This window comes from Aeromonas sp. QDB03, from assembly GCF_027707985.1.
GTDB lineage: Bacteria > Pseudomonadota > Gammaproteobacteria > Enterobacterales > Aeromonadaceae > Aeromonas > Aeromonas hydrophila.
Map to the genome: position 1 here is coordinate 57,830 of NZ_JAPCJG010000012.1, position 20,799 is coordinate 78,628.

A 20,799-nucleotide genomic window follows, 5' to 3' on the forward strand; every position below is an offset into this window, starting at 1 on the left:
TCGATCCGTATCTTGTCCCCTGTTCTGGCCAGCCAGACGAGCGTGGGCTGTGGTACGGCGGCGTGGCTCTCATCCGGGGCGATTGCCACAGCCACCCCGTTCAACCAGCAGGAGTAAGCGATGCCAATCCGTATATTGCCGCCGATTCTGGCCAACCAGATTGCTGCCGGTGAGGTGGTGGAGCGGCCCTCCTCCGTGGTCAAGGAGCTGGTGGAAAACAGCCTGGATGCGGGCGCCGACCGGGTCGAGATCGACATCGACAAGGGCGGTGCCAAGCTCATTCGCATTCGCGACAACGGCGGTGGTGTCGCCAAGGATGAGCTGGTGCTGGCACTGTCGCGCCACGCCACCTCCAAGGTGGCGACCCTCGACGATCTGGAAGGGATCAACAGCCTGGGCTTTCGCGGCGAGGCGCTCGCCTCCATCAGCTCGGTCTCCCGGCTCACCTTCACCTCCCGCACGGCGGAGCAGAGCGAGGCTTGGCAGGCGCAGGCCGAAGGACGCGAGATGAGCGTCACCGTCAAACCGGCGGCCCACCCGGTGGGCACCACGGTGGAGGTGGTGGATCTCTTCTTCAACACTCCGGCACGGCGCAAGTTCATGCGCAGCGAAAAGACCGAGTTCGCCCACATCGATGAGCTGGTACGCCGCATCGCGCTCTCCCGCTTCGACGTCACCCTGATCCTGCGTCACAACGGCAAGGTGGTGCGCCAGTACAAGGCCGCCAATACGGTGGCGGAGCAGGAGCGCCGGCTCGCCGCGGTGTGCGGCTCTCCCTTCATGCACCACGCGCTGGCGGTGGAGAGCGAGCACAGCGACGTGCGGCTGTGGGGCTGGCTGGCGACCCCGGAGGGCGCCAGGCCGCAGAACGATCTGCAATACACCTATGTCAATGGCCGCATGATGCGCGATAAGCTCATCAACCACGCCATCCGCCAGGCCTATGACGAGCTGCTGCCGGCCGACCGGTTCGCGGCCTACGTGCTCTACATCGAGCTGGATCCGCGCCAGGTGGATGTCAACGTCCATCCGGCCAAGCACGAGGTGCGCTTTCATCAGGCGCGCCTCATTCACGACTTCATCTTCCAGGCGCTGTTTACTGCCCTGCGCCAGCAAGGAGCAGCCAGCGACGAGCCCCTGGCCGAGACCCTGGTCGAGCTGCCGGTCAGTGCCCCCATCGAGTACCCGGGCCAGGCCCCCAGAGCCGAGTGGTATGGCGCCGAGCACAACTACCGGGCCCCGGCCCGGGAAGTGCGGGAAGGGAGTGGTGCAGGGAGAGCGGGCAACTACCAGCCGCCCGAGCCCCCCAGCCGGGAGGCGATGCGCGGCATGGGATCGCTGCTCACTACCCTGCCGGCAGTGCAGGCAGAGGCTGAAACCGCACCTGTTGCCGTTGCCGTGCTCGCCAAAGCGGGGACGTGGCGGGCATTGACCCTGGTGGAACAGGCCTATCTGTTGCTGGAGCGGGACAACCGGCTGGCTCTGCTGTCGCTGGTGCGGGCCGAGCGCTTGCTGCTGCGCCACTGGCTGCTGGAGACCTGGGGTCAGGGGCTGGCGGCTCAGCCACTGCTGTTACCGGTCTCCTTCAAGTTGCCGAAAAACCTGGTCGCGCTGGTCGAGCAGCAGGATCGTTTGCTCAAACGGATGGGGCTGGAGTTGAAAAGCGGCGGGCGCGACACCATGATCCTGACTCGGGTGCCGGCGTTGCTGCGCCAGACCGATCTGGTGCGCTTATTACCCGAATTGCTGCAACTGATCGAGAGCGGATCTGACAGTGATGCCGGCCAGCAGGCTGAAGTACTATGCCAATGGCTGGTGGAGCAGGGGATAAGTCGCGAAAAAGTATACGATTTTGCCACGGCCAACCGTCTGCTGACGGAACTTGTAGCCGATTTCAGTGACCAACTGGCAGACGTTCGCATGGTGCGCCCGCTGGCGCTGGCGAGCGTGCTGGCCGAGTTCGCCGATGGCCATTGAGGGGAATGCCCCTCTTGAACCCATAAACCAGTTTTTTTGCAGGTGCGCCGCACGGGCGGCAACCATGCAAGGGGAGTTTTTCACGTGGCTGACTTGCCGACTGCAATTTTTCTGATGGGGCCGACGGCCTCCGGCAAGACGGATCTCGCCATCGAACTGTGCCAGGCGCTGCCCTGCGACATCATCAGCGTAGATTCCGCGCTCATCTATCGCGGCATGGATATCGGCACCGCCAAGCCGACCGCCGATGAACTGGCACGAGCCCCGCACCGGCTGATCGATATCCTGGACCCCGCCGTGAGCTATTCGGCGGCCGATTTTTGCAAGGATGCGCTGCGGGAGATGAAAGAGATTGCCGAGCACGGCCGCATTCCGCTGCTGGTGGGCGGCACCATGCTCTATTTCAAGGCGCTGCTGGAGGGGCTTTCTCCGCTGCCTTCCGCCGACCCCGCCATTCGGGCCGGCATCGAGGAGGAGGCCGCTCGCCTTGGCTGGCAGGCTCTGCACGATGAACTGGTGCGCATCGACCCGGTGGCCGGTGCCCGCATCCATCCCAATGACCCGCAGCGGCTCAGCCGGGCGCTCGAGGTCTACCGCATCAGCGGCAAGACGCTCACCGAGCTGACTCAGGCGCAGGGGGAGGGGTTGCCCTATCGGGTGCTGCAGTTTGCCATCGCACCGAGCGATCGCGCCGTGCTGCACCAGCGCATCGAGCTGCGCTTTGACAAGATGCTGCAGGGAGGCTTTGAACAGGAAGTCAGGGCGCTCTATCAACGGGGCGATCTCACCCCGGATCTTCCCTCCATCCGCTGCGTGGGATACCGCCAAATGTGGGACTACCTGGCGGGGGAAGTGGAGTATGATGAGATGCGCTATCGCGGAATTGTTGCCACCCGCCAGTTGGCCAAGCGTCAAATGACCTGGTTGCGCGGTTGGTCTGATGTGACCTGGTTGGAATCTGGTGAGTCTGGCAATCTGGCAAGGGTCGTCGCCCGTGCCGGAGTGGCTTGACACTCCTGTATAATCAGGTTGTTATATTGATATCCGGTGTTTAAAAACAACAAACTATAAGGAAAAGAAGATGGCTAAGGGGCAATCTCTCCAAGACCCGTTTTTGAATGCGCTGCGCCGTGAGCGGATTCCTGTTTCTATCTATTTGGTGAACGGCATCAAACTGCAGGGTCAGATCGAATCGTTTGACCAGTTTGTCATTTTGCTGAAGAACACCGTGAGCCAGATGGTCTACAAGCACGCCATCTCTACCGTGGTGCCGGCCCGTGCCGTCAACCACCACCAGCATGCGCCGGGCGCGGCTGGCGAAGAGCAGGGTGAAGCCGAGGCGTGATATCCCGGGACGAGGCGACTCGTCAACCCAGATTCATCATGATTCCTGTCAAGGAGCAAGCGCTTGTTTGACCGTTATGAAGCCGGCGAACAGGCCGTTCTGGTACATGTCAACTTCAGTGATGAGGGTGAGCGGGAGGATCTGGAAGAGCTCAAGATGCTGGTGAGCTCGGCCGGGGTCAATGCGCTGGGGGTGATCACCACCAGCCGCAGTGCGCCCAGCGCCAAATTTTTTGTCGGCAGCGGCAAGGCTGAAGAGATAGCGTCCCAGGTCCAGATGCTGGATGCCGACGTCGTCATCTTCAACCATGCCCTGACCCCTGCCCAGGAGCGCAACCTGGAGCGTCTGTTCCAGTGCCGGGTAGTGGACAGGACCGGCCTGATCCTCGATATCTTTGCCCAGCGCGCCCGTACCCACGAAGGCAAGTTGCAGGTCGAACTGGCCCAGTTACGCCATCTTTCTACTCGCCTGGTGCGAGGCTGGACCCACCTTGAACGTCAGAAGGGCGGGATCGGCCTGCGCGGCCCGGGTGAAACTCAGCTGGAAACCGACCGTCGCCTGTTGCGTGAGCGTATCAAGGCGATTTTGCGTCGGCTCGACAAGGTGGCCAAGCAGCGGGAGCAGGGGCGTCGTGCCCGCAACCGCAACGAGGTACCGACCGTTTCTCTGGTGGGTTACACCAACGCCGGAAAGTCCACTTTGTTCAACCAACTTACAGCTGCCAGCGTGTATGCTGCCGACCAATTGTTCGCAACCCTGGATCCGACCCTGCGCAAATTGGTGATCCAGGATGTGGGTGATGTGATTCTGGCGGATACAGTTGGATTTATTCGACACTTGCCCCATGATCTGGTCGCGGCCTTCAAGGCGACGCTGCAGGAGACCCGCGAAGCGGACCTGCTGCTGCACGTGGTGGACTGTGCCGATGAGCAGATGCAGGAAAATATCGAGTCGGTGCAGCAGGTGCTGGCCGAGATCGAAGCCGATGACCGACCCCAGCTGATGATCTGCAACAAGATCGACAAGCTGGGTGAACATCCGGTCGGGCTTGAGCGTGACGAAGAGGGGCGCCCGGTGCGGGTCTGGCTGTCAGCCCAGACCGGGGAAGGGTGTGCAGACCTGTTTACGGCCCTGACTGAATTGCTGGCCGGATCCATGGTGCACCACACCCTGCAGTTGCCGCCTTCGGCCGCCAGATTGCGCAGTGCGCTCTATCGCCTCAAGGGCATCGAGCAGGAAGGTTTCAGCGAGGAGGGGGATTTTGTGTTGGAAGTCCGCCTGCAACTGGCTGACTGGAACCGCCTCATGAAACAAGAAGGTGAGAGTTTACAACGCTTTATCAGGCATTGATTCGTCGATGAGATGAATGTTTGCTGGCTTCATCAACGGTTGATGGCCCGATAGAGATGATATCCATCCGCATGTATTAATGGAGACGCTGATGGCTTGGAATGAGCCTGGTAACAACGGCAAAGACCGTGACCCCTGGGGGAACAACGGCAAGAATCAGGGACCCCCTGATTTGGACGAGATGCTGCGCAAGGTGAGCCGCCGTTTTGGTGGTCTGCTCGGTGGCGGCAAGTCTGGTGGTGGCGATGTAGGCAAGTTTGGCCTCTCCATCGCCCTGGTAGTGGCGGTAGTGGTGTGGGTCGTCAGCGGCTTCTATACCATTCGTGAAGCCGAGCGGGGCGTGGTGCTGCGCTTTGGCGAATACTCCCACAACGTGGATCCCGGCCTGCGCTGGAAGCCGACCTTCATCGACCGGGTGATCCCGGTGGACGTGGAATCGGTCCGCTCCCTGCCGGCTTCCGGCTTCATGCTGACCCAGGACGAGAACGTGGTGCGGGTCGAGATGGACGTGCAGTATCGCGTGGTCGACCCGGAGCAGTATCTGTTCAGCGTGACCAATGCCGATGAGAGTCTGAGCCAGGCCACCGACAGCGCCCTGCGTTACGTGGTGGGCCACACCCGGATGGACGACGTGCTGACCACCGGTCGTGAGAAGGTGCGCCAGGAGACCTGGCAGGTGATCGACAGCATCATCGAGCCGTATCACATGGGTCTGCAGATCGTCGACGTCAACTTCCTGCCGGCACGTCCGCCGGAAGAGGTGAAAGACGCCTTCGATGACGCCATCTCCGCCCAGGAAGATGAACAGCGCTTCATTCGTGAAGCCGAAGCCTATGCCCGTGAAGTGGAGCCGAAGGCCCGTGGCCAGGTCAAGCGTCTGGAGCAGGAGGCCGAAGCCTACAAGTCCCAGATCGTGCTGAAGGCCAAGGGTGAAGTCGCTCGCTTCAACGAGTTGCTGCCCCAGTATCAGGCTGCGCCCGAGCTGACCCGTGATCGTATCTACCTGGAGACCATGGAAGAGTTGTATCAGCAGGCCAACAAGGTGGTGGTCGACATGCCGGCTGGCAACAACAGCATGATCTATCTGCCGCTCGACAAGCTTTCCGGCAAGGCGACCGCAGTGCAACCGGCTCGTCCGGCAGGTGCGCCGGTGGTGGAACAGACCCCGCCGTCCAACGAAGGGGCCAACTCCACTCCGACTCCGCTGCGTAGCGGCGACCGTTTCAGCTCAGGGAGAAACTAATAGATGAAAAAGATAGCTATTGGTGTCATCGCTGTGGCCGCCATGGTCTGCTTCTCGTCGGTCTTCATCGTCGATGAAGGCCAGAAGGGCATCGTGGTGCAGTTCGGCAAGGTGAAGCGGGTCGACTCCGGTGAGCCGCGCCTGTATGAGCCGGGCCTGCACTTCAAAGTGCCGCTCATCGACCAGGTACGCAAGATGGATGCTCGCATCCAGACCCTGGAAGGCCAGGCGGATCGTTTCGTTACGTCCGAGAAGAAAGACCTCATCATCGACTCCTACGTGAAGTGGAAGATCGAGGACTTCTCCAAGTACTACCTGGCGACCGGTGGTGGCAACAAGATCCAGGCCGAAGACCTGCTCAAGCGCAAGATCAACAACGGTCTGCGTTCCGAGATCGGTAACCGCACCATCAAGGACATCGTCTCCGGTGAGCGCAGTACCGTGATGGAAGATGCCCTGATGAAGATGGCGCGCTCCTCCGAGCTCGGCATCAAGGTGGTGGATGTGCGCATCAAGCAGATCAACCTGCCGGTGGAAGTCTCCAGCTCCATCTATCAGCGGATGCGTGCCGAGCGGACTGCGGTAGCCCGTGAGCATCGCTCCCAGGGCCGCGAGCAGGCCGAGATCCTGCGCGCCGACATCGACCGCAAGGTGACCGTGATGATTGCCGACGCCGAGAGTAACGCCCGTCAGCTGCGTGGTGAAGGGGATGCCGAGGCCGCCAAGATCTATGCCGACAGCTACAAGAAAGACCCCGAGTTTTTCAGCTTCGTGCGCAGCATGGAGGCCTATCGCAAGAGCTTCGCCGGTGGCAATGACCTGATGGTCCTCAAGCCGGACAGCGAGTTCTTCCGCTACCTCAAGTCGCCGCACGGCAGCAAGCAGTAAGCGAGTTGCAATGATACCCAAGGGCCTGATAATTCAGGCCCTTTTGTTTGGCGGTCAGGGGTTTGCCGGTGCTCCGGCAGCTTGTGGACATAGTTGTTGAGAGGAGAGGTGATGCTGACATCCATCTTGATGGGGCTGGGCTTGCTGTTGCTGTTCGAGGGGCTGGGACCGCTGCTGATGCCGCGCGCCTGGCAACAGATGCTGCGGCTGCTGAGCGAGCAGCCCACCGAGCAGCTGCGCCGCATCGGCGGCTGTCTGGTGGTGGCCGGGACCGTGATTCTGTGGGCGCTGGCGCGTTAGAGAATGGCACTGAGTGAGCCAGACTGTGTTTGCCGGACAATAAAAAAGAGGCCAAAGGGCCTCTTTTTTATTTCCGGCTGAGCATCAGGCGCTGCGCTGCACCGCCATGTGGGCCAGTGTTGCCAATGCCTGTTTGTGCTGGGAGTCTGGCAGGATGGCGAGGGCCGCGATGGCCTTGTCGGCCTCTTCTCGGGCCCGCATGCGGGAGTATTCCAGCGCGCCGGTACGATCGAGGATGGCCAGGATTTGGTCGAGGTGCTCCATGCCGTTGCGGTGCTCGATGGCATCGCGCACCAGCTGGCGCTCTTCCGGGCTACCTACTTCCATGGCTCGCAGTAGCGGCAGGGTCGGCTTGCCTTCGGCCAGATCGTCGCCGACGTTCTTGCCCATCTCGTCGCTCTGGGAGCAGTAGTCCATCACATCGTCGATGATCTGGAAGGCGGTGCCCAGATACTTGCCGTAGTCGGTCATGGCCTGCTCGACGGGCTCGGGCTGATGGGTCAGTACGGCGGCGAGGCGGGTGGCCGCCTCGAACAGCTTGGCGGTCTTGCAGTAGATGACCGTCATGTAGCTCTCTTCGGTGGTATCCGGATCGTTGCAGTTCATCAGCTGCAACACTTCCCCTTCGGCGATGGTGTTGGTGGCATCGGAGAGGATCTCCATCACCCGCAGGTTGGAGAGCTCGCTCATCATCTGGAAGGAGCGGCTGTAGAGATAGTCACCGACCAGCACGCTGGCGGCATTGCCAAACAGGGCGTTGGCGGTTTCCCGGCCGCGGCGCAGGTCGGATTCGTCGACCACGTCGTCGTGCAGCAGGGTGGAGGTATGAATGAATTCGATGATGGCAGCCAGTTTCAGGTGATCTTCACCTTCGTATCCCAGTGCGCGGGCGGCCATGACGGTCAGCATGGGGCGCATCCGTTTTCCGCCTGCACTGACAATATAGAAACCCAGCTGGTTGATCAGGCTGACATCGGACTGGAGTCTCGCCAGGATCAGTTCATTGACCGCCGTCATGTCGGCGGCACAGAGCGCACGGATAGTCTGTTGGTCCATAAGTCTCGTAACGTGACGGCAGTGATGACTGCGATTTTAGCAATGGCGGGGATTCTACACGATTTCACAATGGGTTACAGTTAAGCGTTTGTTCACGGCGGCAGATATGCGCACAAAATAAACTTTTTGCTAAATTGGCCTTGCCTGAGCAAATCGATTTGCGTAGAATGCCGGCCCATTGTTATAGGTTTTTGCGCGTGTCTGGCCTTGAGCAAAAGACACGCCTTTACGGAGTTAATCAAATGTACGCGGTATTCCAAAGCGGCGGAAAACAACACCGTGTGGCCGAAGGTCAAATCGTTCGTCTGGAAAAGCTGAACGTTGAGACTGGCGCTACCATCGACTTCAACGAAGTGCTGATGGTTGCTGCAGGCGACACTTTTAAAGTAGGTGCTCCTTTCGTTGAAGGTGGCAAGGTTGTAGCTGAAGTTGTGGCTCACGGCCGTGGCGAGAAAGTGACTATCGTCAAGTTCCGTCGTCGTAAGCACCACCGTAAGCAAGCGGGCCACCGTCAGTGGTTCACTGAAGTCAAAATCACTGGCATCAGCGCTTAATTAGAGGAGTACGATAGATGGCACACAAAAAAGCTGGCGGTTCATCCCGCAACGGCCGCGATTCAGAAGCTAAACGCCTGGGCGTGAAGCGTTTCGGCGGCGAAACAGTTCTGGCTGGCAGCATCATCGTTCGTCAGCGTGGCACCAAGTTCCACGCCGGTACCAACGTTGGTCTGGGCAAGGATCACACCCTGTTCGCTACTGCGACTGGTAAAATCCTGTTCGAAGTTAAAGGTCCGCTGAACCGTAAGTACGTTAGCATCGTTGCTGAGTAATTACGGACCGCAAGGATCCGAAGCCCCGCCAACAGGCGGGGCTTTTGTTTTTCTGCAGCAGTTTACGAAAAAACGGCACGCAGCTGACCCTGGCTCTGAAAGGGCATGCTTGGCAAGATGCGTATCGCCCGCAGGGGTCTGTACCACTATAATTGCGTATCGGTTTTTCGAATTAAGGTGACGGTTACCTATGAAGTTTGTTGATGAAGTCCAGATTCGAGTCGATGCCGGTGACGGTGGTAACGGTTGTGTGAGCTTTCGTCGTGAGAAGTACATTCCGAACGGCGGCCCGGACGGCGGTGACGGCGGTGACGGTGGCGACGTGTATCTGGTTGCCGATGAAAACCTGAACACCCTGATCGACTACCGTTTCGAGCGTTTTCACGCCGCCGAACGTGGCGAGAATGGCCAGAGCGCCAACTGTACCGGCCGTCGTGGCAAGGACAGGATCCTGCGCGTACCGGTCGGCACCCGCGCCAGCGATGAAGACACCGGCGAATTGCTGGGTGACCTGACTCACCACGAGCAGAAGCTGCTGGTCGCCAAGGGCGGCTTCCACGGTCTTGGCAACACCCGTTTCAAGAGCTCCGTCAACCGGGCACCGCGCCAGAAGAGCAACGGTACCCCGGGTGAAGTGCGTACCCTGAAGCTGGAACTGTTGCTGCTGGCCGACGTCGGCATGCTGGGTCTGCCCAACGCCGGCAAGTCCACCTTTATCCGCGCCGTCTCCGCGGCCCGTCCGAAAGTGGCCGACTACCCCTTCACCACCCTGGTACCGAACCTGGGCGTGGTGCGTGGTGAGAACTCCCGCTCCTTCGTCATCGCCGACATTCCCGGTCTGATCGAAGGTGCTGCCGAAGGCGCTGGCCTCGGTATCCGCTTCCTCAAGCACCTCGAGCGCTGCCGCGTGCTGATCCATCTGGTGGACATCTGCCCGGTCGATGGTTCTGATCCGGCCGAGAATGCGGTGACCATAGTCCGGGAGCTGGAAAAATACAGCCCTGAGCTGGCGAGCAAGCCGCGCTGGCTGGTGTTCAACAAGATGGACCTGATCCTGGAAGAAGAGGCTCAGGAAGTGATGGATCGCGTCAAGACCGCCCTCAATCATGAAGGCCCTGTCTACGCCATCACCGCCATCAGCAAGGAAGGGACCAAGAAGGTCTGCTACGACATCCTGGATCTGCTGGATACCATGCCCCGTCAGCTGGCGGAAGATGCCAAAGACGCCATCGAGAAGGTGGAGTTCAAGTGGGACGACTACCACAAGAACCAGCTGGCCAAGGCTGAAGCCGATGCGCTGGCCGCCTCCAAGGCGTTTGATGAATCGCTGGACGACGACGAGTGGGACGACGAAGACGATGATGGCGTGGAAGTCATCTACGTGCGTGACTGACCCAGATCCCGTGCGCGGTCGTGATACCGCCACCCGGTGCTGAGAAACCGGAGCCTTCCCAGGCTCCGGTTTTTTTATGGGGATCGACCGGATCACCATATAGATATATTTCTTATGTCACTTATTGCCTGCCAACCGCAACTGATTATACTGCGCACCTGAATGTAACCTTGCTGAAACAATATGCTAACCAATTGCAATGAATTGATATGCGTATCTGCTTGCGTGCATTCTTATGGAAGGTTTGCCTGTATAAATATTTATGCTTGAAATGATCCATTAAAAGCTTGTTTGTGCATTTTATTGGGGTATTCTTGCGCCCGTTTTGCCGGGCGAGAGCATGGATATGCAGGTTTGCCTGGCTAAGGAAAAGTAACATTAAGGCTGTAGACCATGCTGGAAAAGACTCTGCAAGCACCTGCGCTCAATACCCGCCGCAACGTGCTGATGTTCCTGGTCCCGTCACTCATCGGGATCCTGCTGTTCATGACCCCCGTCATCTATGACGGAAACGTCACCATCCCCGTGGCCGTGCTGGCGAAGCTGGTACAGACGGTGTTTGCCGATTATCTGGTGGCCATGGTCAGCGCCATCATCACCACCACCATGCTGATGACGCTGGTAGCCTGGCTGTTCAAGCCGGCGATCCTGGTCAGACGCCCCTTCCTCAACAGCCTGTTCAACGTCTCTCCCTTCTGGGCCTGCGTACGGGTACTGGGCGGCATCTTCGTGCTGCTGACCTTCTTCGAGGCGGGCCCGGCGGCCCTGCGCTCCGATGCGACCGGCGGCCTGGTGCTGCATGATCTGCTGCCGGTGCTGTTCTCCGTCTTCATCTTCGCCGGCCTGCTGCTACCCTTGCTGCTCGATTTCGGTCTGCTGGAGTTTGTCGGCACCATGATGACCCGCATCATGCGCCCGGTGTTCCGTCTGCCCGGTCGCTCTGCGGTGGATTGTTTCGCCTCCTGGCTGGGGGATGGCAGTGTCGGCATCCTGCTGACCAGCAAACAGTACGAAGGCAAGTTCTACACCCAGCGGGAAGCGGCCGTCATCGGCACCACCTTCTCTGCCGTCTCCATTACCTTCTGCCTGGTGGTGATCTCCCAGGTTCGGTTGGAGCACATGTTCGTGCCCTTCTACCTGACCGTCTGTCTGGCCGGGGTGGTGGCCGCCATCGTGGTGCCGCGTTTGCCGCCGCTCTGCTGGAAGAAGGATGTCTACAGCGACGGTACTCCCCTGTGTCGCAAGCAGGAGTCGGTGCCGCACCAGCACAGCGTGCTGAGCTACGGCTATGAGCGGGCCCTGACCAAGGCCGAGGGCATGACCGACATGGGGGCAGTGGCACGGGAAGGGGTGAAGAATGCGCTGGACATGATCTTCGGCGTGCTGCCGGTGGTGATGGCCATCGGCACCTGCGCCCTGATGCTGGCCGAACACACCTCTATCTTCAACTGGCTGGGGGCCCCCTTCGTGCCCTTGCTGGAGCTGCTGCAACTGCCGGAGGCAGAAGCGGCCTCCAAGACCATCATGGTAGGCTTCGCCGACATGTTCATCCCCGCAGTGCTGGCTTCCACCATCGAGAGCGACATCACCCGCTTCGTGATCGCCGCCATGTCGGTCACCCAGCTTATCTACATGTCGGAAGTGGGCGCCCTGCTGCTGGGCAGCAAGATCCCGGTCAAGCTGTGGGAGCTGTTCGTGATCTTCCTGCTGCGTACCCTGATCACCCTGCCGGTCATCGCTGGGGTGGCGCACCTGCTGTTCTGATCCGGCTCGCACCTTGTCACACGGTCAACTTCGGTTGGCCGTTTTTTATGGCCGGCATTAGACCAAAGTGAGTCTTTTATAGGCCTTGTTTTTACATTAATGTAACAGGCTGCAAAAACACGCCAGCCGAGCAGTAGGCACGTCCAACCTATGTGGCCAGGAGTCACCCCATGACCTCACTGCTCAGCTATCGGGCCGGTCCCTGCGATCAGCCGCTGCTTCACCAGACCATAGGCGCCTACCTGCAACAGGTGGCGGAACGTTTCCCCGACCGGCCCGCAGTGGTGGTACGCCACCAGCAGATCCGCTGGAACTACCGTGAATACCTGACCCAGATAGACAGGTTGGCGCTGGGCCTGCTGGCGCTCGGGACCCGGCCGGGGGATCGGGTCGGCATCTGGTCGCCGAACAACATCGAGTGGTGCCTGGTGCAATTTGCCACGGCCCGCATCGGGGCCATCATGGTCTGCATCAACCCCGCCTACCGCAGTTACGAGCTGGCCTTTGCCATCAACAACGTGGGCTGTCGGGCCCTCATCTGTGCCAGTGCGTTCAAGGGCTGCGACTACCTCGCCATGCTGGGGGAGCTGGCCCCCGAGCTGGCGCACTGCTCACCCGGCCGTCTCGTATCATCCCGCCTGCCGAGCCTGGAGATGGTGATCCGGCTCGGGGAGGAGCAAAGCGCCGGCATGCTCAACTTCCCCGCGGTGCTGGCACTGGGCGACCGGCAGGACCCGGCCTGGCTGGCCCGGGTGGCGGCCACCCTCAAACCCGATGACGCCATCAACATCCAGTTCACCTCTGGCACTACTGGCAACCCCAAGGGGGCCACCCTCAGCCACAGCAACATCCTCAACAACGGCCGCCAGGTGGCGCAAGGCATGGCGTTCAGCGAGCAGGACCGGCTCTGCATCCCGGTGCCGCTCTACCACTGTTTCGGCATGGTGCTCGGCAACCTGGCCAGCATCAGCGTGGGGGCCTGCGCCCTGTTTCCGGCCGAAGCCTTCGATCCGGCGGCCACCCTGCGGATGGTGAACGAGGAGCGCTGCACCGCCCTGCACGGGGTGCCGACCATGTTCATCGCCGAGCTGGAGCTGGCGGAGTTTGACCAGTTCGATCTCTCCTCCCTGCGCACTGGCATTATGGCCGGCGCCATCTGCCCCGAGCCCTTGATGCGCAAGGTGCAGACCCTGATGCACATGACTGAGGTGACCATCGCCTACGGCCAGACCGAGTGCAGCCCCATCAATCACATGACCGCCATCGATGCGCCGCTGGACAAGCGGGTCACCACGGTCGGCCGCGCCATCGGCCACACCGAGATCAAGCTGGTCGACCCGAGCGGAGAGATAGTCGCCATCGGCGAGCGGGGCGAGATCTGCTGTCGCAGCAACGGGGTGATGCAGGGGTACTGGCAAGACTCGGTCAAGACGGCGGAGACCATCGACCAGGAGGGGTGGCTGCACTCGGGGGACATCGGCATCATGGATGAAGAGGGCTATGTGCGGATTGTCGGGCGCAGCAAGGAGCTGATCATCCGCGGTGGCGAGAACATCTATCCGCGCGAGATCGAAGAGCGTCTTTACGATCATCCGGCGGTGCAGGATGCAGCGGTGTTCGGGGTCGACAGCGAGCGCTATGGCGAAGAGGTGTGCGCCTGGGTCAAGCTCAGACCCCGCCAGGAGGCCAGCGAGGAGGAGCTGAAACAGTTCCTGGCGGCCCGTATCGCCTATTTCAAGGTGCCCAGATACATCCGGTTCGTGGAGGAGTACCCCATGACGGTGACCGGCAAGCTGCAAAAATTCAGGATGCGGGAGCTGATGAGTGACGAGCTGGCCCGCCAGCACGCCGAGGCGACGGGCTGAGTGGCGGTGACAATGGAAAAAGGGCCTGCGGGCCCTTTTTCGTCAGCGTCCAAGCGGGTGGGGCCGTGCCGGTGTGCGGGGGCACTGTACCAGCAGCATGTGGGTGGTGAAGGTGCTGGTCTGGGGGAAGCCTGGGCTAAATCCCGTTACCGGATCGGCGACCCCCATGCTCATCTGGTGAGTGGTGATGGTGCGCTTGCTTCGATCGACTTGCTGATAGCCGTGGGGGCAGCTCAAGAGTGCCTGTTGCTGGCACTCCTCTGGCGCGCCGCACTCGATCTGGAAGCGTTGTTGAGCAGGATTGACGGAGGGGAGTTCGCTGACGGTGGCGGGTGCTGGCAGCAGGGCGCAGCCGGACAGCAAGATGCTGCCCAGCAGCCATATTCTGGGTGACATAAGAGGCTCGTCCTTGGTGAGACAAGAGAAGGGCCGGCCAGGATTTGGGTTTCCCGTGCCGGCCGCGAGGCGCAGATCAGCGCGGGGTGATGCCCATGTCGACCGGACACTGGATGGTCAGGGAGTGGACCGTGTTGGCGACGCGATAGGGCTTGGCCGCCTTGTAGACCTTCTTGTCGTCGTCGTAGCTACCCCCCAGATACTGGGTGCTGTAGAGCGTCTGCTGGCGGCGATCGGTCTCCTTGTAGCCCTGCGGGCAGGTCTGGTTGGCCTGCTGGAAGCAGGCCGTCATGCTGCTGCACTCGATGTAGAAGCCGCGCTGGCTGGCATCGGCCAGGTGCACCGGGGTGACGGTGGGGGCGGGGGGAGACAGCAGGGAGCAGCCGGACAGCGTCAGCGCGCCCAGCACAATGAGATGTTTTGACATAGATAACCTGAACAGTGTGGTGTGACAAAGAGTGAGGGGGAGTCTATTGCTCCCCCTTCGCTATAGGGGCACCGTTATAACCAGCCGGGGGCGCTCAGGCCAGCCCGCAAATGTAAGAAAATATGACCCGCCCTAGGCCAGTGCGGCCAGCAGGGCGGTTTCATCCACCTGATCCAGCTGCTCGGGGGCGAGGAAGCGCTCGGCATAGTCGTGCCAGATGCCGCTGCTGACAAACAGGGCAAACAGGGCGGGATCGATGTGCTGCTCGCGCACCATGCTCTGCATGATGGCCAGCGACTGGGAGACCGTTTTGCCCGATTTGTAGGGGCGATCGCTGGCGGTCAGTGCCTCGAAGATGTCGGCGATGGCCATGATGCGGGCGGGGATGCTCATCTGGCTGCCCAGCAGCTGGCGCGGATAGCCCTTGCCGTCCATCCGCTCGTGGTGGCCGCCGGCAATCTCGGGCACGCTGCGCAGATGGCGGGGGAAGGGGAGGCGCTCGAGCATGCGGATGGTCTGGATGATGTGCTCGTTGATCTTGTAGCGCTCCTCTTCGGTGAGGGTGCCGCGGCCGATGGCGAGGTTGTAGCGCTCGCCGCGGTTGTAGAGGTGAGTGGGCACTCGCACCTTGAAGCCCCAGGGGTTGCGCTCGTCCAGCTGATCGTGAACGGGGCGGGGGATGAGGTGGGCGGCCTTGTCCGCCAGCAGGGGTTCGACGCAGGGCAGCGGCGCGGCCGGTTCGTTCTGGCGCAGCTTGAGCTCCTCCCGGCTGATGCCGAGCCGATCGTCCAGGGTACGCAGCCAGGTGCGGCTGGCGATGGCATCCAGCCTGGCCAGCTTCTCCGGCGCCATCCACTCACCACCCAGGTTGCACTCGGCGACGAAGGCGAACTCCTGATCCAGGGTGCTCCAGAGCGGAGCCACCTCGCTCCTGGCCGCTTCCCGCTCCGATGCCGGCAGGCGGGCCGCCAGCGCCTCGATGTAGCCGTCGCGCTTGAGCACCTCGAAGCGGGTGCGGATCTCGTGGATCCGGTCGTAGAGGGTCTCCAGCTTGGTGGCCTTGTCCACCACGAATTCGGGGGTGGTCACCTTGCCACAGTCGTGCAGCCAGCTGGCGATATGGATGGCCTCCCACTCCTCCTCGTTGAGTCGAAACTCGGCGAATGGCCCCTGCTGCTGGGCGCAGGCAGCTTCGGTCAGCATCCGGGTCAGCTCCGGCACCCGCTGGCAGTGGCCGCCGGTGTAGGGGCTCTTGGCGTCGATGGCGCCGGCCATCAGCTCGATGAAGGATTCCAGCAGCTGTTTCTGCTCCTCCAGCAGGCGCTGGTTCTCGATGGCGGAGGCCGAGGTGCCCGCCAGCGCCTCGATCAGGCTGATGCGCGAGGCCAGCTCGCGGGCCGGGCAGTCAGGCAGGATCAGCAGCAGGCAGCCGCTCAGCTCCTGGCGATGGTTGCGCAGCGGCTCGGCCACCAGCTGGCAGGGGCCGGGGAAGGGGCCCCAGTCAGCCAGATACTGCTGCCAGCCGCTCTGGTCGATGGCGAGGCTGAGCCGCTTGCCCCGGGCCAGCTCGCCAAACAGGGCCTGCTGCCAGCGGATCTGCTCGGCCGGCAGCGGCGCTTTGCGCCACAGTGCCTGTACCGCCACCATGCCCTGCTCCTGGGCCAGGTAGAGGCAGCCCCCTTCGGCCTGCACCGCGGCGATGGTCTCGTGCAGGATACGGCTGAGCAGGGAGTCGAAGCGGTGTTCGGCCGCCAGCGCCCGCCCCATGTTCATGAAGTTGCCGAGGGTCAGCCGCATGCCAGACATGGTGCGGGCCAGATCGTCGATCTCGCGGATGGCCGACTCGGGGACCCGGCTCTCGCCAAAATCGAAGTGCTGGATTCGCTCCGCCTCCTGGGTGAGCGCCAGCAGCGGGGTGGCGGTGCGCCGTGAGACCAGCCAGATCACCGGCAGCAGCAGCAGCAGGCCCGCCAGTGCCCAGCCCAGGTTGACCAGGGCTTCGTCCCGGGCCTGCTGATAGAGCAGGTCGGCCGAGACCAGCAGGGCGATGTGGAAAGGGGAGTCGGTCCCGAGGGGGGCGAGGTTGACCAGCCAGTCGCTGCCATCGGCGGCGGTCAGGTTGAGCTCGGCCGGCTCGCTCAGCAGGGTGGGCTGGCTGATGATCCGCCGCTGCAGATCCGGCAGGGCCGGGTGGGGCAGAGTCGCCAGCATGGGCAGCTGGCTCAGCTGCTCGAAGCTGGGCAGGTGTCTGGGGTCGGCGGCCAGCAGGGTAGCGTACTCGTCGAACAGGATCACCTGGCTCTGGGCGGGCAGCTGCAGCTTGCCGATCAGGGCCGACAGCCCCTCGACGCTGGTGTCGAGCCCGATCACGGCGCGCCGGTCGTCGCTCTCCACCGCCAGCGTCATGCCCGGCTCCTTGGTGGTGAAGAAGAGATAGGGACTGGTGGTGGCGATCCCCGCGCGCCAGCGGGCCTGCTTGTACCAGTCGCGGCTGCGGGGATCGTAGCGGTAGTTCGGCATGGCACGGCGCTCGAGCAGGGTCAGCCGTTGATCGAAATAGAGAAATTCCCCCTTGCCCTGGCTGAGGCTCTGCACCAGCAGGGTACTAGCGGTCGGTACGCCGCCAAGCTGGGCTCTGGCCCGCTCGGTCAGCTTGCGCACCAGAAAGAAGTCGCCATCCTCGTAGCCGGCGTAGACGGCCCCATAGCTGGGGCTGTTGGCCAGCACCTCCGCCAGTTGTGGCAGGTAGGCCAGGCGTTCGGTCAAGGTGGTCATGGCGGCCAGCTGGCCGCTGCGCAACAGGCTGAGGGACATGCGGGCCGGTCGCTCGTTCAGTTGCAGGGCGAGGGCCAGCTGCTGGCGATACTGCAGGAAGTTCTGTCGCTCGTGCTCCAGTCCCTGGCGCGCCCCTTGCTGGAACTGCAAGGCGATGAGGGCGCTGCCGAGCAGGGTGAACAGCAGGATGAAGAGGGTGGCGATATGCACGTAGAAGGGTTTACGACCTGGCCTGGCAGTTGTCATGGACACATCCTTGTCACACGGGCGATTGCAGAGACGATCAGCTTGCAGTGTGCCAACAGGATGACAGAAAACACAATAACCCATTCATGGATATCGGGATGTGGCTGACGGAAACGGCGCCTGCCGGAGCTCTCGGTGCTCGCTCTGGCCAATTTTGCCGGCTGATCACGTGATTCATTCAGGTATCCCGTGCTACATTGCCCCACTTGTTACTGGTCTGTGAATCAATGGAGTGACCCATGTCTGCCATCCCCTATTCCGTACTCGATCTGGTGCCCGTGGCCGAAGGCTCCCAGCCGGCCGAGTCGTTTCGCCGCTCGCTGGACCTGGCCCGTCATGCCGAACGCCTGGGCTATTGCCGCTACTGGCTGGCCGAGCACCACAACATGCCGGGCATCGCCAGCGCCGCCACCTCGGTACTGATCGGTCATCTGGCCGGCGGTACCAATACGCTGCGGATCGGGGCCGGCGGCATCATGCTGCCGAACCACTCGCCGCTGGTCATCGCCGAGCAGTTCGGCACCCTGGCGTCGCTCTATCCGGATCGCATCGATCTCGGGCTTGGCCGTGCGCCGGGCACCGATCAGCGCACCATGCGGGCGCTCAGACGCCAGCGCAGCGGTGAGGTGGATGACTTCCCGGCCGATGTGCGCGAGTTGATGGATTACTTTGGCGACGAGGTGGGGGCGGTGCAGGCGGTACCGGGGCAGGGGCTGCATCTGCCCATCTGGCTGCTGGGCTCCAGCCTCTACAGCGCCCAGCTGGCGGCGGCCATGGGGCTGCCGTTCGGCTTTGCCTCCCACTTCGCCCCCGCCATGCTGCTGCAGGCGCTGGAGATCTACCGCGCCCAGTATCGTCCCTCCGCCCGCTGGCCCAAGCCCCATGCGGTGGTCTGCATCAACATGATCGCCGCCGACAGCGAGCGGGAGGCGCGCTTCCAGTTCACCACCCTGCAGCAGCAGTTCCTGCGCCTGCATCGCGGCAACGCAGGCAAGTTGCCGGCCCCCGTCATCGAGCTGGGGGAGGAGTGGTCGGAGCGCGAGCTGCTGGCCATGGAGCAGACCTTGGCCCGTTCGCTGGTGGGCAACCCGGACCAGATACGGCACGGCCTCAAGGCGCTGCTGGCGGAAACCCGGGCCGACGAGCTGATGTTCAACGGTCCTATCGTCGATCATCAGGCTCGTCTGCGCTCTTTCGAGATTGCCGCCGAGTTGATGCAGGCACTATAAGCTCGCCCGCCCGATACCAAGGCGCTATCTTGCACAAAGCGCCACCTCTGTCGCCCTGCTGTCAGGTGATCGAAAGGGGGGGGCGTGGGGAGGAATAGCTGAGTTTTTGAGCACGCTCTTTTATCTAATGTACTGAATCCAAAGGAAAGTCAGGTTGGTGTCAGGGCGCTGTCGTGGCCCATGGCACCCGCCGGCCCCTATGCTGGCCCCGTCAATCAACCACAAGGAGTTCGAGATGATCGTCAGGAAGTTGAGATTGCAGCGGGGCTGGTCACAGGAGCAGTTGGCCGCCTTTACCGGCCTGAGCGTTCGCACCATTCAGCGGATAGAGCAGGGCCAGCAGCCCGGACTGGAATCCCTCAAGGCCCTGGCCGCCGTCTTTGAGCTCGAGGTGGCGCAACTTGACGGTACAAGCCAACAGGAGCACGAGATGAGAGGGAGTGACACGATGGAACGGGATGAGATACGGGTATCGGTAGAGGAGCGGGCCGCCATGCGTTATGTGGAGGGGCTCAAGGGCTTCTATTACCACATCGCCAGCTACCTGCTGGTGATTTGCGGGCTGTTTGTCATCAACTACCTGAGCAACCCGGGCTATATCTGGGCCTGGTGGCCGGCGCTGGGCTGGGGGCTGGGATTGATCTCCCATGCCATCAACCTGTTCCAGCCGTTCAAGCTGTTCGGGCCCGAGTGGGAGCGGCAGCAGATCGAGAAGCGGTTGGGGCGCAAGCTCTAGGGTGAGCGATGCACCATAAAAAACGGGCCCGGCAATGCCGGGCCCGTGCTGTTTTATTGCCTGCCACCTGCTTGGTGTTGTGGGAGAGGGGAGTGATCAGGGCGCCATCTTTATAGTGAGGCACTGATTGCTCAGACGCAGTCCCCTTATCATCACTTGGCGTAAGTGGGACAGGGGGTGGCGATCAGGGCGTCATCTTCATAGCGCCACAGGGTGAGGCTGTTGCCCCAGACACAGCCGGTGTCCAGCGCCTTGATGTCCTGCTTGCCGGTGTTGCCCATCAGGGCCGCCCAGTGGCCGAACACCAGGATGGGGTCATCCACATGGTGCTCGCGCTGCTCGAACCAGGGGCGCAGGCCCGGGGTCGACTCGGTGGGGCCCTTCTTGCATTTGAAGTCGAGCCGGCCGTCGAAATAGCAGAAGCGCATCCGGGTGAAGGTGTTGATGATGTAGCGGTAGCGCTCGATCCCGACCAGATCGTCCTGCCAGCCATCCGGCTGATCGCCATACATGTTGTGCAGCAGCCACTGGTACTGATCGCCACGCAGCAGGCTCTCCACCTCGCGGGCGCAGTTGCGGGCGGTGCGGGCGTCCCATGCCGGGGAGATGCCGGCATGCACCATCATGATGGGCAGGTCGGGGTGCTCCGCCAGCAGCGGACGGTGGCGCAGCCACTCCAGCAGCTCGTCCCGGTCCGGTGCCTCCATCAGCTCCTGCAGCTTGTCTTTCTTCTTGAGCGGGGCGACGCCATCGGCGACCGCCAGCAGGTGCAGGTCGTGGTTGCCGAGCACGGTGACGGCCCGGTTGCCCAGCCCCTTGACGAAGCGCAGGGTATTGAGAGAGTCCGGGCCGCGGGCGACCAGATCGCCACACAGCCAGAGCACGTCGTTAGCGGGATCGAACTCGGCCAGATCCAGCAGACGGCGCAAGTCGTCGTAACAGCCCTGGATATCGCCAACAAAACAGTTCGCCATGAAACC

At 62.0% G+C, this 20,799-nt stretch carries 19 protein-coding genes; 14 read left to right on the plus strand and 5 right to left on the minus strand.

Annotation, left to right across the window (positions count from 1 at the left end):
- Positions 1–120 precede the first annotated feature (120 nt).
- From mutL to PG900_RS20405, 7 genes are all read left to right on the plus strand, one after another.
- The gene (mutL, locus tag PG900_RS20375; RefSeq protein ID WP_270800565.1) at positions 121–1,977 is read left to right on the plus strand and encodes a DNA mismatch repair endonuclease MutL; all 1,857 of its coding nucleotides are present in this window, start codon (positions 121–123) and stop codon (positions 1,975–1,977) included.
- 93 nt (positions 1,978–2,070) lie between these two features.
- Positions 2,071–2,988, plus strand: coding sequence for a tRNA (adenosine(37)-N6)-dimethylallyltransferase MiaA (miaA, locus tag PG900_RS20380; protein ID WP_270832139.1), 918 nt, complete (start codon positions 2,071–2,073; stop codon positions 2,986–2,988).
- 70 nt (positions 2,989–3,058) lie between these two features.
- On the plus strand, positions 3,059–3,322 hold the full coding sequence (gene hfq, locus PG900_RS20385; RefSeq protein ID WP_011704864.1) for an RNA chaperone Hfq: 264 nt from the start codon (positions 3,059–3,061) through the stop codon (positions 3,320–3,322).
- A 63-nt stretch (positions 3,323–3,385) separates the two neighbouring features.
- A complete protein-coding gene (hflX, locus tag PG900_RS20390) occupies positions 3,386–4,672 on the plus strand; it encodes a ribosome rescue GTPase HflX (RefSeq protein WP_011704865.1) in 1,287 nt (428 codons plus the stop codon).
- Between the two features lie 91 nt (positions 4,673–4,763).
- Entirely contained in the window at positions 4,764–5,915 is a 1,152-nt protein-coding gene (gene hflK, locus PG900_RS20395; RefSeq protein ID WP_016349609.1) for an FtsH protease activity modulator HflK, read from the plus strand.
- 3 nt (positions 5,916–5,918) lie between these two features.
- Positions 5,919–6,803 carry a protease modulator HflC gene (gene hflC / locus PG900_RS20400; RefSeq protein ID WP_011704867.1) on the plus strand — a complete coding sequence of 295 codons (885 nt, stop codon included), beginning with the start codon at positions 5,919–5,921 and terminating at the stop codon, positions 6,801–6,803.
- A 111-nt stretch (positions 6,804–6,914) separates the two neighbouring features.
- The gene (locus PG900_RS20405) at positions 6,915–7,103 is read left to right on the plus strand and encodes a DUF2065 domain-containing protein (protein WP_065475894.1); all 189 of its coding nucleotides are present in this window, start codon (positions 6,915–6,917) and stop codon (positions 7,101–7,103) included.
- A gap of 84 nt (positions 7,104–7,187) precedes the next feature.
- Here PG900_RS20405 and ispB read toward each other — a convergent pair whose 3' ends face one another.
- Complete coding sequence (gene ispB, locus PG900_RS20410) at positions 7,188–8,159, minus strand: octaprenyl diphosphate synthase (protein WP_252452532.1); 972 nt, start codon at positions 8,157–8,159, stop codon at positions 7,188–7,190.
- Positions 8,160–8,401: 242 nt separating this feature from the next.
- Between ispB and rplU the strand changes: the two genes are divergently transcribed.
- The 5 genes from rplU to PG900_RS20435 all read left to right on the plus strand — a co-directional run bounded on the left by rplU (position 8,402) and on the right by PG900_RS20435 (position 14,010).
- Positions 8,402–8,713 carry a 50S ribosomal protein L21 gene (gene rplU, locus PG900_RS20415; RefSeq protein ID WP_005304210.1) on the plus strand — a complete coding sequence of 104 codons (312 nt, stop codon included), beginning with the start codon at positions 8,402–8,404 and terminating at the stop codon, positions 8,711–8,713.
- A gap of 17 nt (positions 8,714–8,730) precedes the next feature.
- Entirely contained in the window at positions 8,731–8,988 is a 258-nt protein-coding gene (rpmA, locus tag PG900_RS20420) for a 50S ribosomal protein L27 (RefSeq protein ID WP_005339028.1), read from the plus strand.
- A 190-nt stretch (positions 8,989–9,178) separates the two neighbouring features.
- The gene (gene cgtA, locus PG900_RS20425) at positions 9,179–10,381 is read left to right on the plus strand and encodes an Obg family GTPase CgtA (RefSeq protein ID WP_011704870.1); all 1,203 of its coding nucleotides are present in this window, start codon (positions 9,179–9,181) and stop codon (positions 10,379–10,381) included.
- Positions 10,382–10,774: 393 nt separating this feature from the next.
- Positions 10,775–12,145 (plus strand): YjiH family protein, encoded by a 1,371-nt coding sequence (locus PG900_RS20430; protein WP_016349611.1) that lies wholly within the window; start codon positions 10,775–10,777, stop codon positions 12,143–12,145.
- Between the two features lie 170 nt (positions 12,146–12,315).
- Positions 12,316–14,010 (plus strand): AMP-binding protein, encoded by a 1,695-nt coding sequence (locus PG900_RS20435; RefSeq protein WP_270800572.1) that lies wholly within the window; start codon positions 12,316–12,318, stop codon positions 14,008–14,010.
- Between the two features lie 42 nt (positions 14,011–14,052).
- Here the strand turns inward: PG900_RS20435 and PG900_RS20440 are convergent, their stop codons facing one another.
- The 3 genes from PG900_RS20440 to PG900_RS20450 form a co-directional block, all read right to left on the minus strand.
- Positions 14,053–14,406: a hypothetical protein gene (locus PG900_RS20440; RefSeq protein ID WP_270800574.1), complete on the minus strand. Its 354-nt coding sequence runs from the start codon at positions 14,404–14,406 to the stop codon at positions 14,053–14,055.
- Between the two features lie 76 nt (positions 14,407–14,482).
- The gene (locus PG900_RS20445) at positions 14,483–14,833 is read right to left on the minus strand and encodes a hypothetical protein (protein WP_043162439.1); all 351 of its coding nucleotides are present in this window, start codon (positions 14,831–14,833) and stop codon (positions 14,483–14,485) included.
- Positions 14,834–14,965: 132 nt separating this feature from the next.
- A complete protein-coding gene (locus PG900_RS20450) occupies positions 14,966–17,938 on the minus strand; it encodes an HD domain-containing phosphohydrolase (RefSeq protein ID WP_270800577.1) in 2,973 nt (990 codons plus the stop codon).
- A gap of 155 nt (positions 17,939–18,093) precedes the next feature.
- Here PG900_RS20450 and PG900_RS20455 point away from each other — a divergent pair, with 155 nt between their 5' ends.
- Positions 18,094–19,083, plus strand: a complete 990-nt coding sequence (locus tag PG900_RS20455; RefSeq protein WP_016349616.1) for a luciferase-like monooxygenase — start codon at positions 18,094–18,096, stop codon at positions 19,081–19,083.
- Positions 19,084–19,318: 235 nt separating this feature from the next.
- Positions 19,319–19,819 (plus strand): 2TM domain-containing protein, encoded by a 501-nt coding sequence (locus PG900_RS20460; RefSeq protein ID WP_017410311.1) that lies wholly within the window; start codon positions 19,319–19,321, stop codon positions 19,817–19,819.
- A gap of 152 nt (positions 19,820–19,971) precedes the next feature.
- Here the strand turns inward: PG900_RS20460 and PG900_RS20465 are convergent, their stop codons facing one another.
- Positions 19,972–20,793, minus strand: a complete 822-nt coding sequence (locus tag PG900_RS20465; protein WP_043160557.1) for a symmetrical bis(5'-nucleosyl)-tetraphosphatase — start codon at positions 20,791–20,793, stop codon at positions 19,972–19,974.
- Positions 20,794–20,799 lie beyond the last annotated feature (6 nt).

Coding starts and splice junctions, on each gene's coding strand:
- hfq (WP_011704864.1), top strand. CDS start 3,059: ATGGCTAAGGGGCAATCTCTCCAAGACCCGTTTTTGAATGCGCTGCGC.
- PG900_RS20405 (WP_065475894.1), top strand. CDS start 6,915: ATGCTGACATCCATCTTGATGGGGCTGGGCTTGCTGTTGCTGTTCGAG.
- cgtA (WP_011704870.1), top strand. CDS start 9,179: ATGAAGTTTGTTGATGAAGTCCAGATTCGAGTCGATGCCGGTGACGGT.
- PG900_RS20455 (WP_016349616.1), top strand. CDS start 18,094: ATGTCTGCCATCCCCTATTCCGTACTCGATCTGGTGCCCGTGGCCGAA.
- mutL (WP_270800565.1), top strand. CDS start 121: ATGCCAATCCGTATATTGCCGCCGATTCTGGCCAACCAGATTGCTGCC.
- rpmA (WP_005339028.1), top strand. CDS start 8,731: ATGGCACACAAAAAAGCTGGCGGTTCATCCCGCAACGGCCGCGATTCA.
- PG900_RS20445 (WP_043162439.1), bottom strand. CDS start 14,833: ATGTCAAAACATCTCATTGTGCTGGGCGCGCTGACGCTGTCCGGCTGC.
- PG900_RS20465 (WP_043160557.1), bottom strand. CDS start 20,793: ATGGCGAACTGTTTTGTTGGCGATATCCAGGGCTGTTACGACGACTTG.
- ispB (WP_252452532.1), bottom strand. CDS start 8,159: ATGGACCAACAGACTATCCGTGCGCTCTGTGCCGCCGACATGACGGCG.
- hflK (WP_016349609.1), top strand. CDS start 4,764: ATGGCTTGGAATGAGCCTGGTAACAACGGCAAAGACCGTGACCCCTGG.
- PG900_RS20430 (WP_016349611.1), top strand. CDS start 10,775: ATGCTGGAAAAGACTCTGCAAGCACCTGCGCTCAATACCCGCCGCAAC.
- PG900_RS20450 (WP_270800577.1), bottom strand. CDS start 17,938: ATGGGTTATTGTGTTTTCTGTCATCCTGTTGGCACACTGCAAGCTGAT.
- PG900_RS20440 (WP_270800574.1), bottom strand. CDS start 14,406: ATGTCACCCAGAATATGGCTGCTGGGCAGCATCTTGCTGTCCGGCTGC.
- hflC (WP_011704867.1), top strand. CDS start 5,919: ATGAAAAAGATAGCTATTGGTGTCATCGCTGTGGCCGCCATGGTCTGC.
- PG900_RS20460 (WP_017410311.1), top strand. CDS start 19,319: ATGATCGTCAGGAAGTTGAGATTGCAGCGGGGCTGGTCACAGGAGCAG.
- rplU (WP_005304210.1), top strand. CDS start 8,402: ATGTACGCGGTATTCCAAAGCGGCGGAAAACAACACCGTGTGGCCGAA.
- PG900_RS20435 (WP_270800572.1), top strand. CDS start 12,316: ATGACCTCACTGCTCAGCTATCGGGCCGGTCCCTGCGATCAGCCGCTG.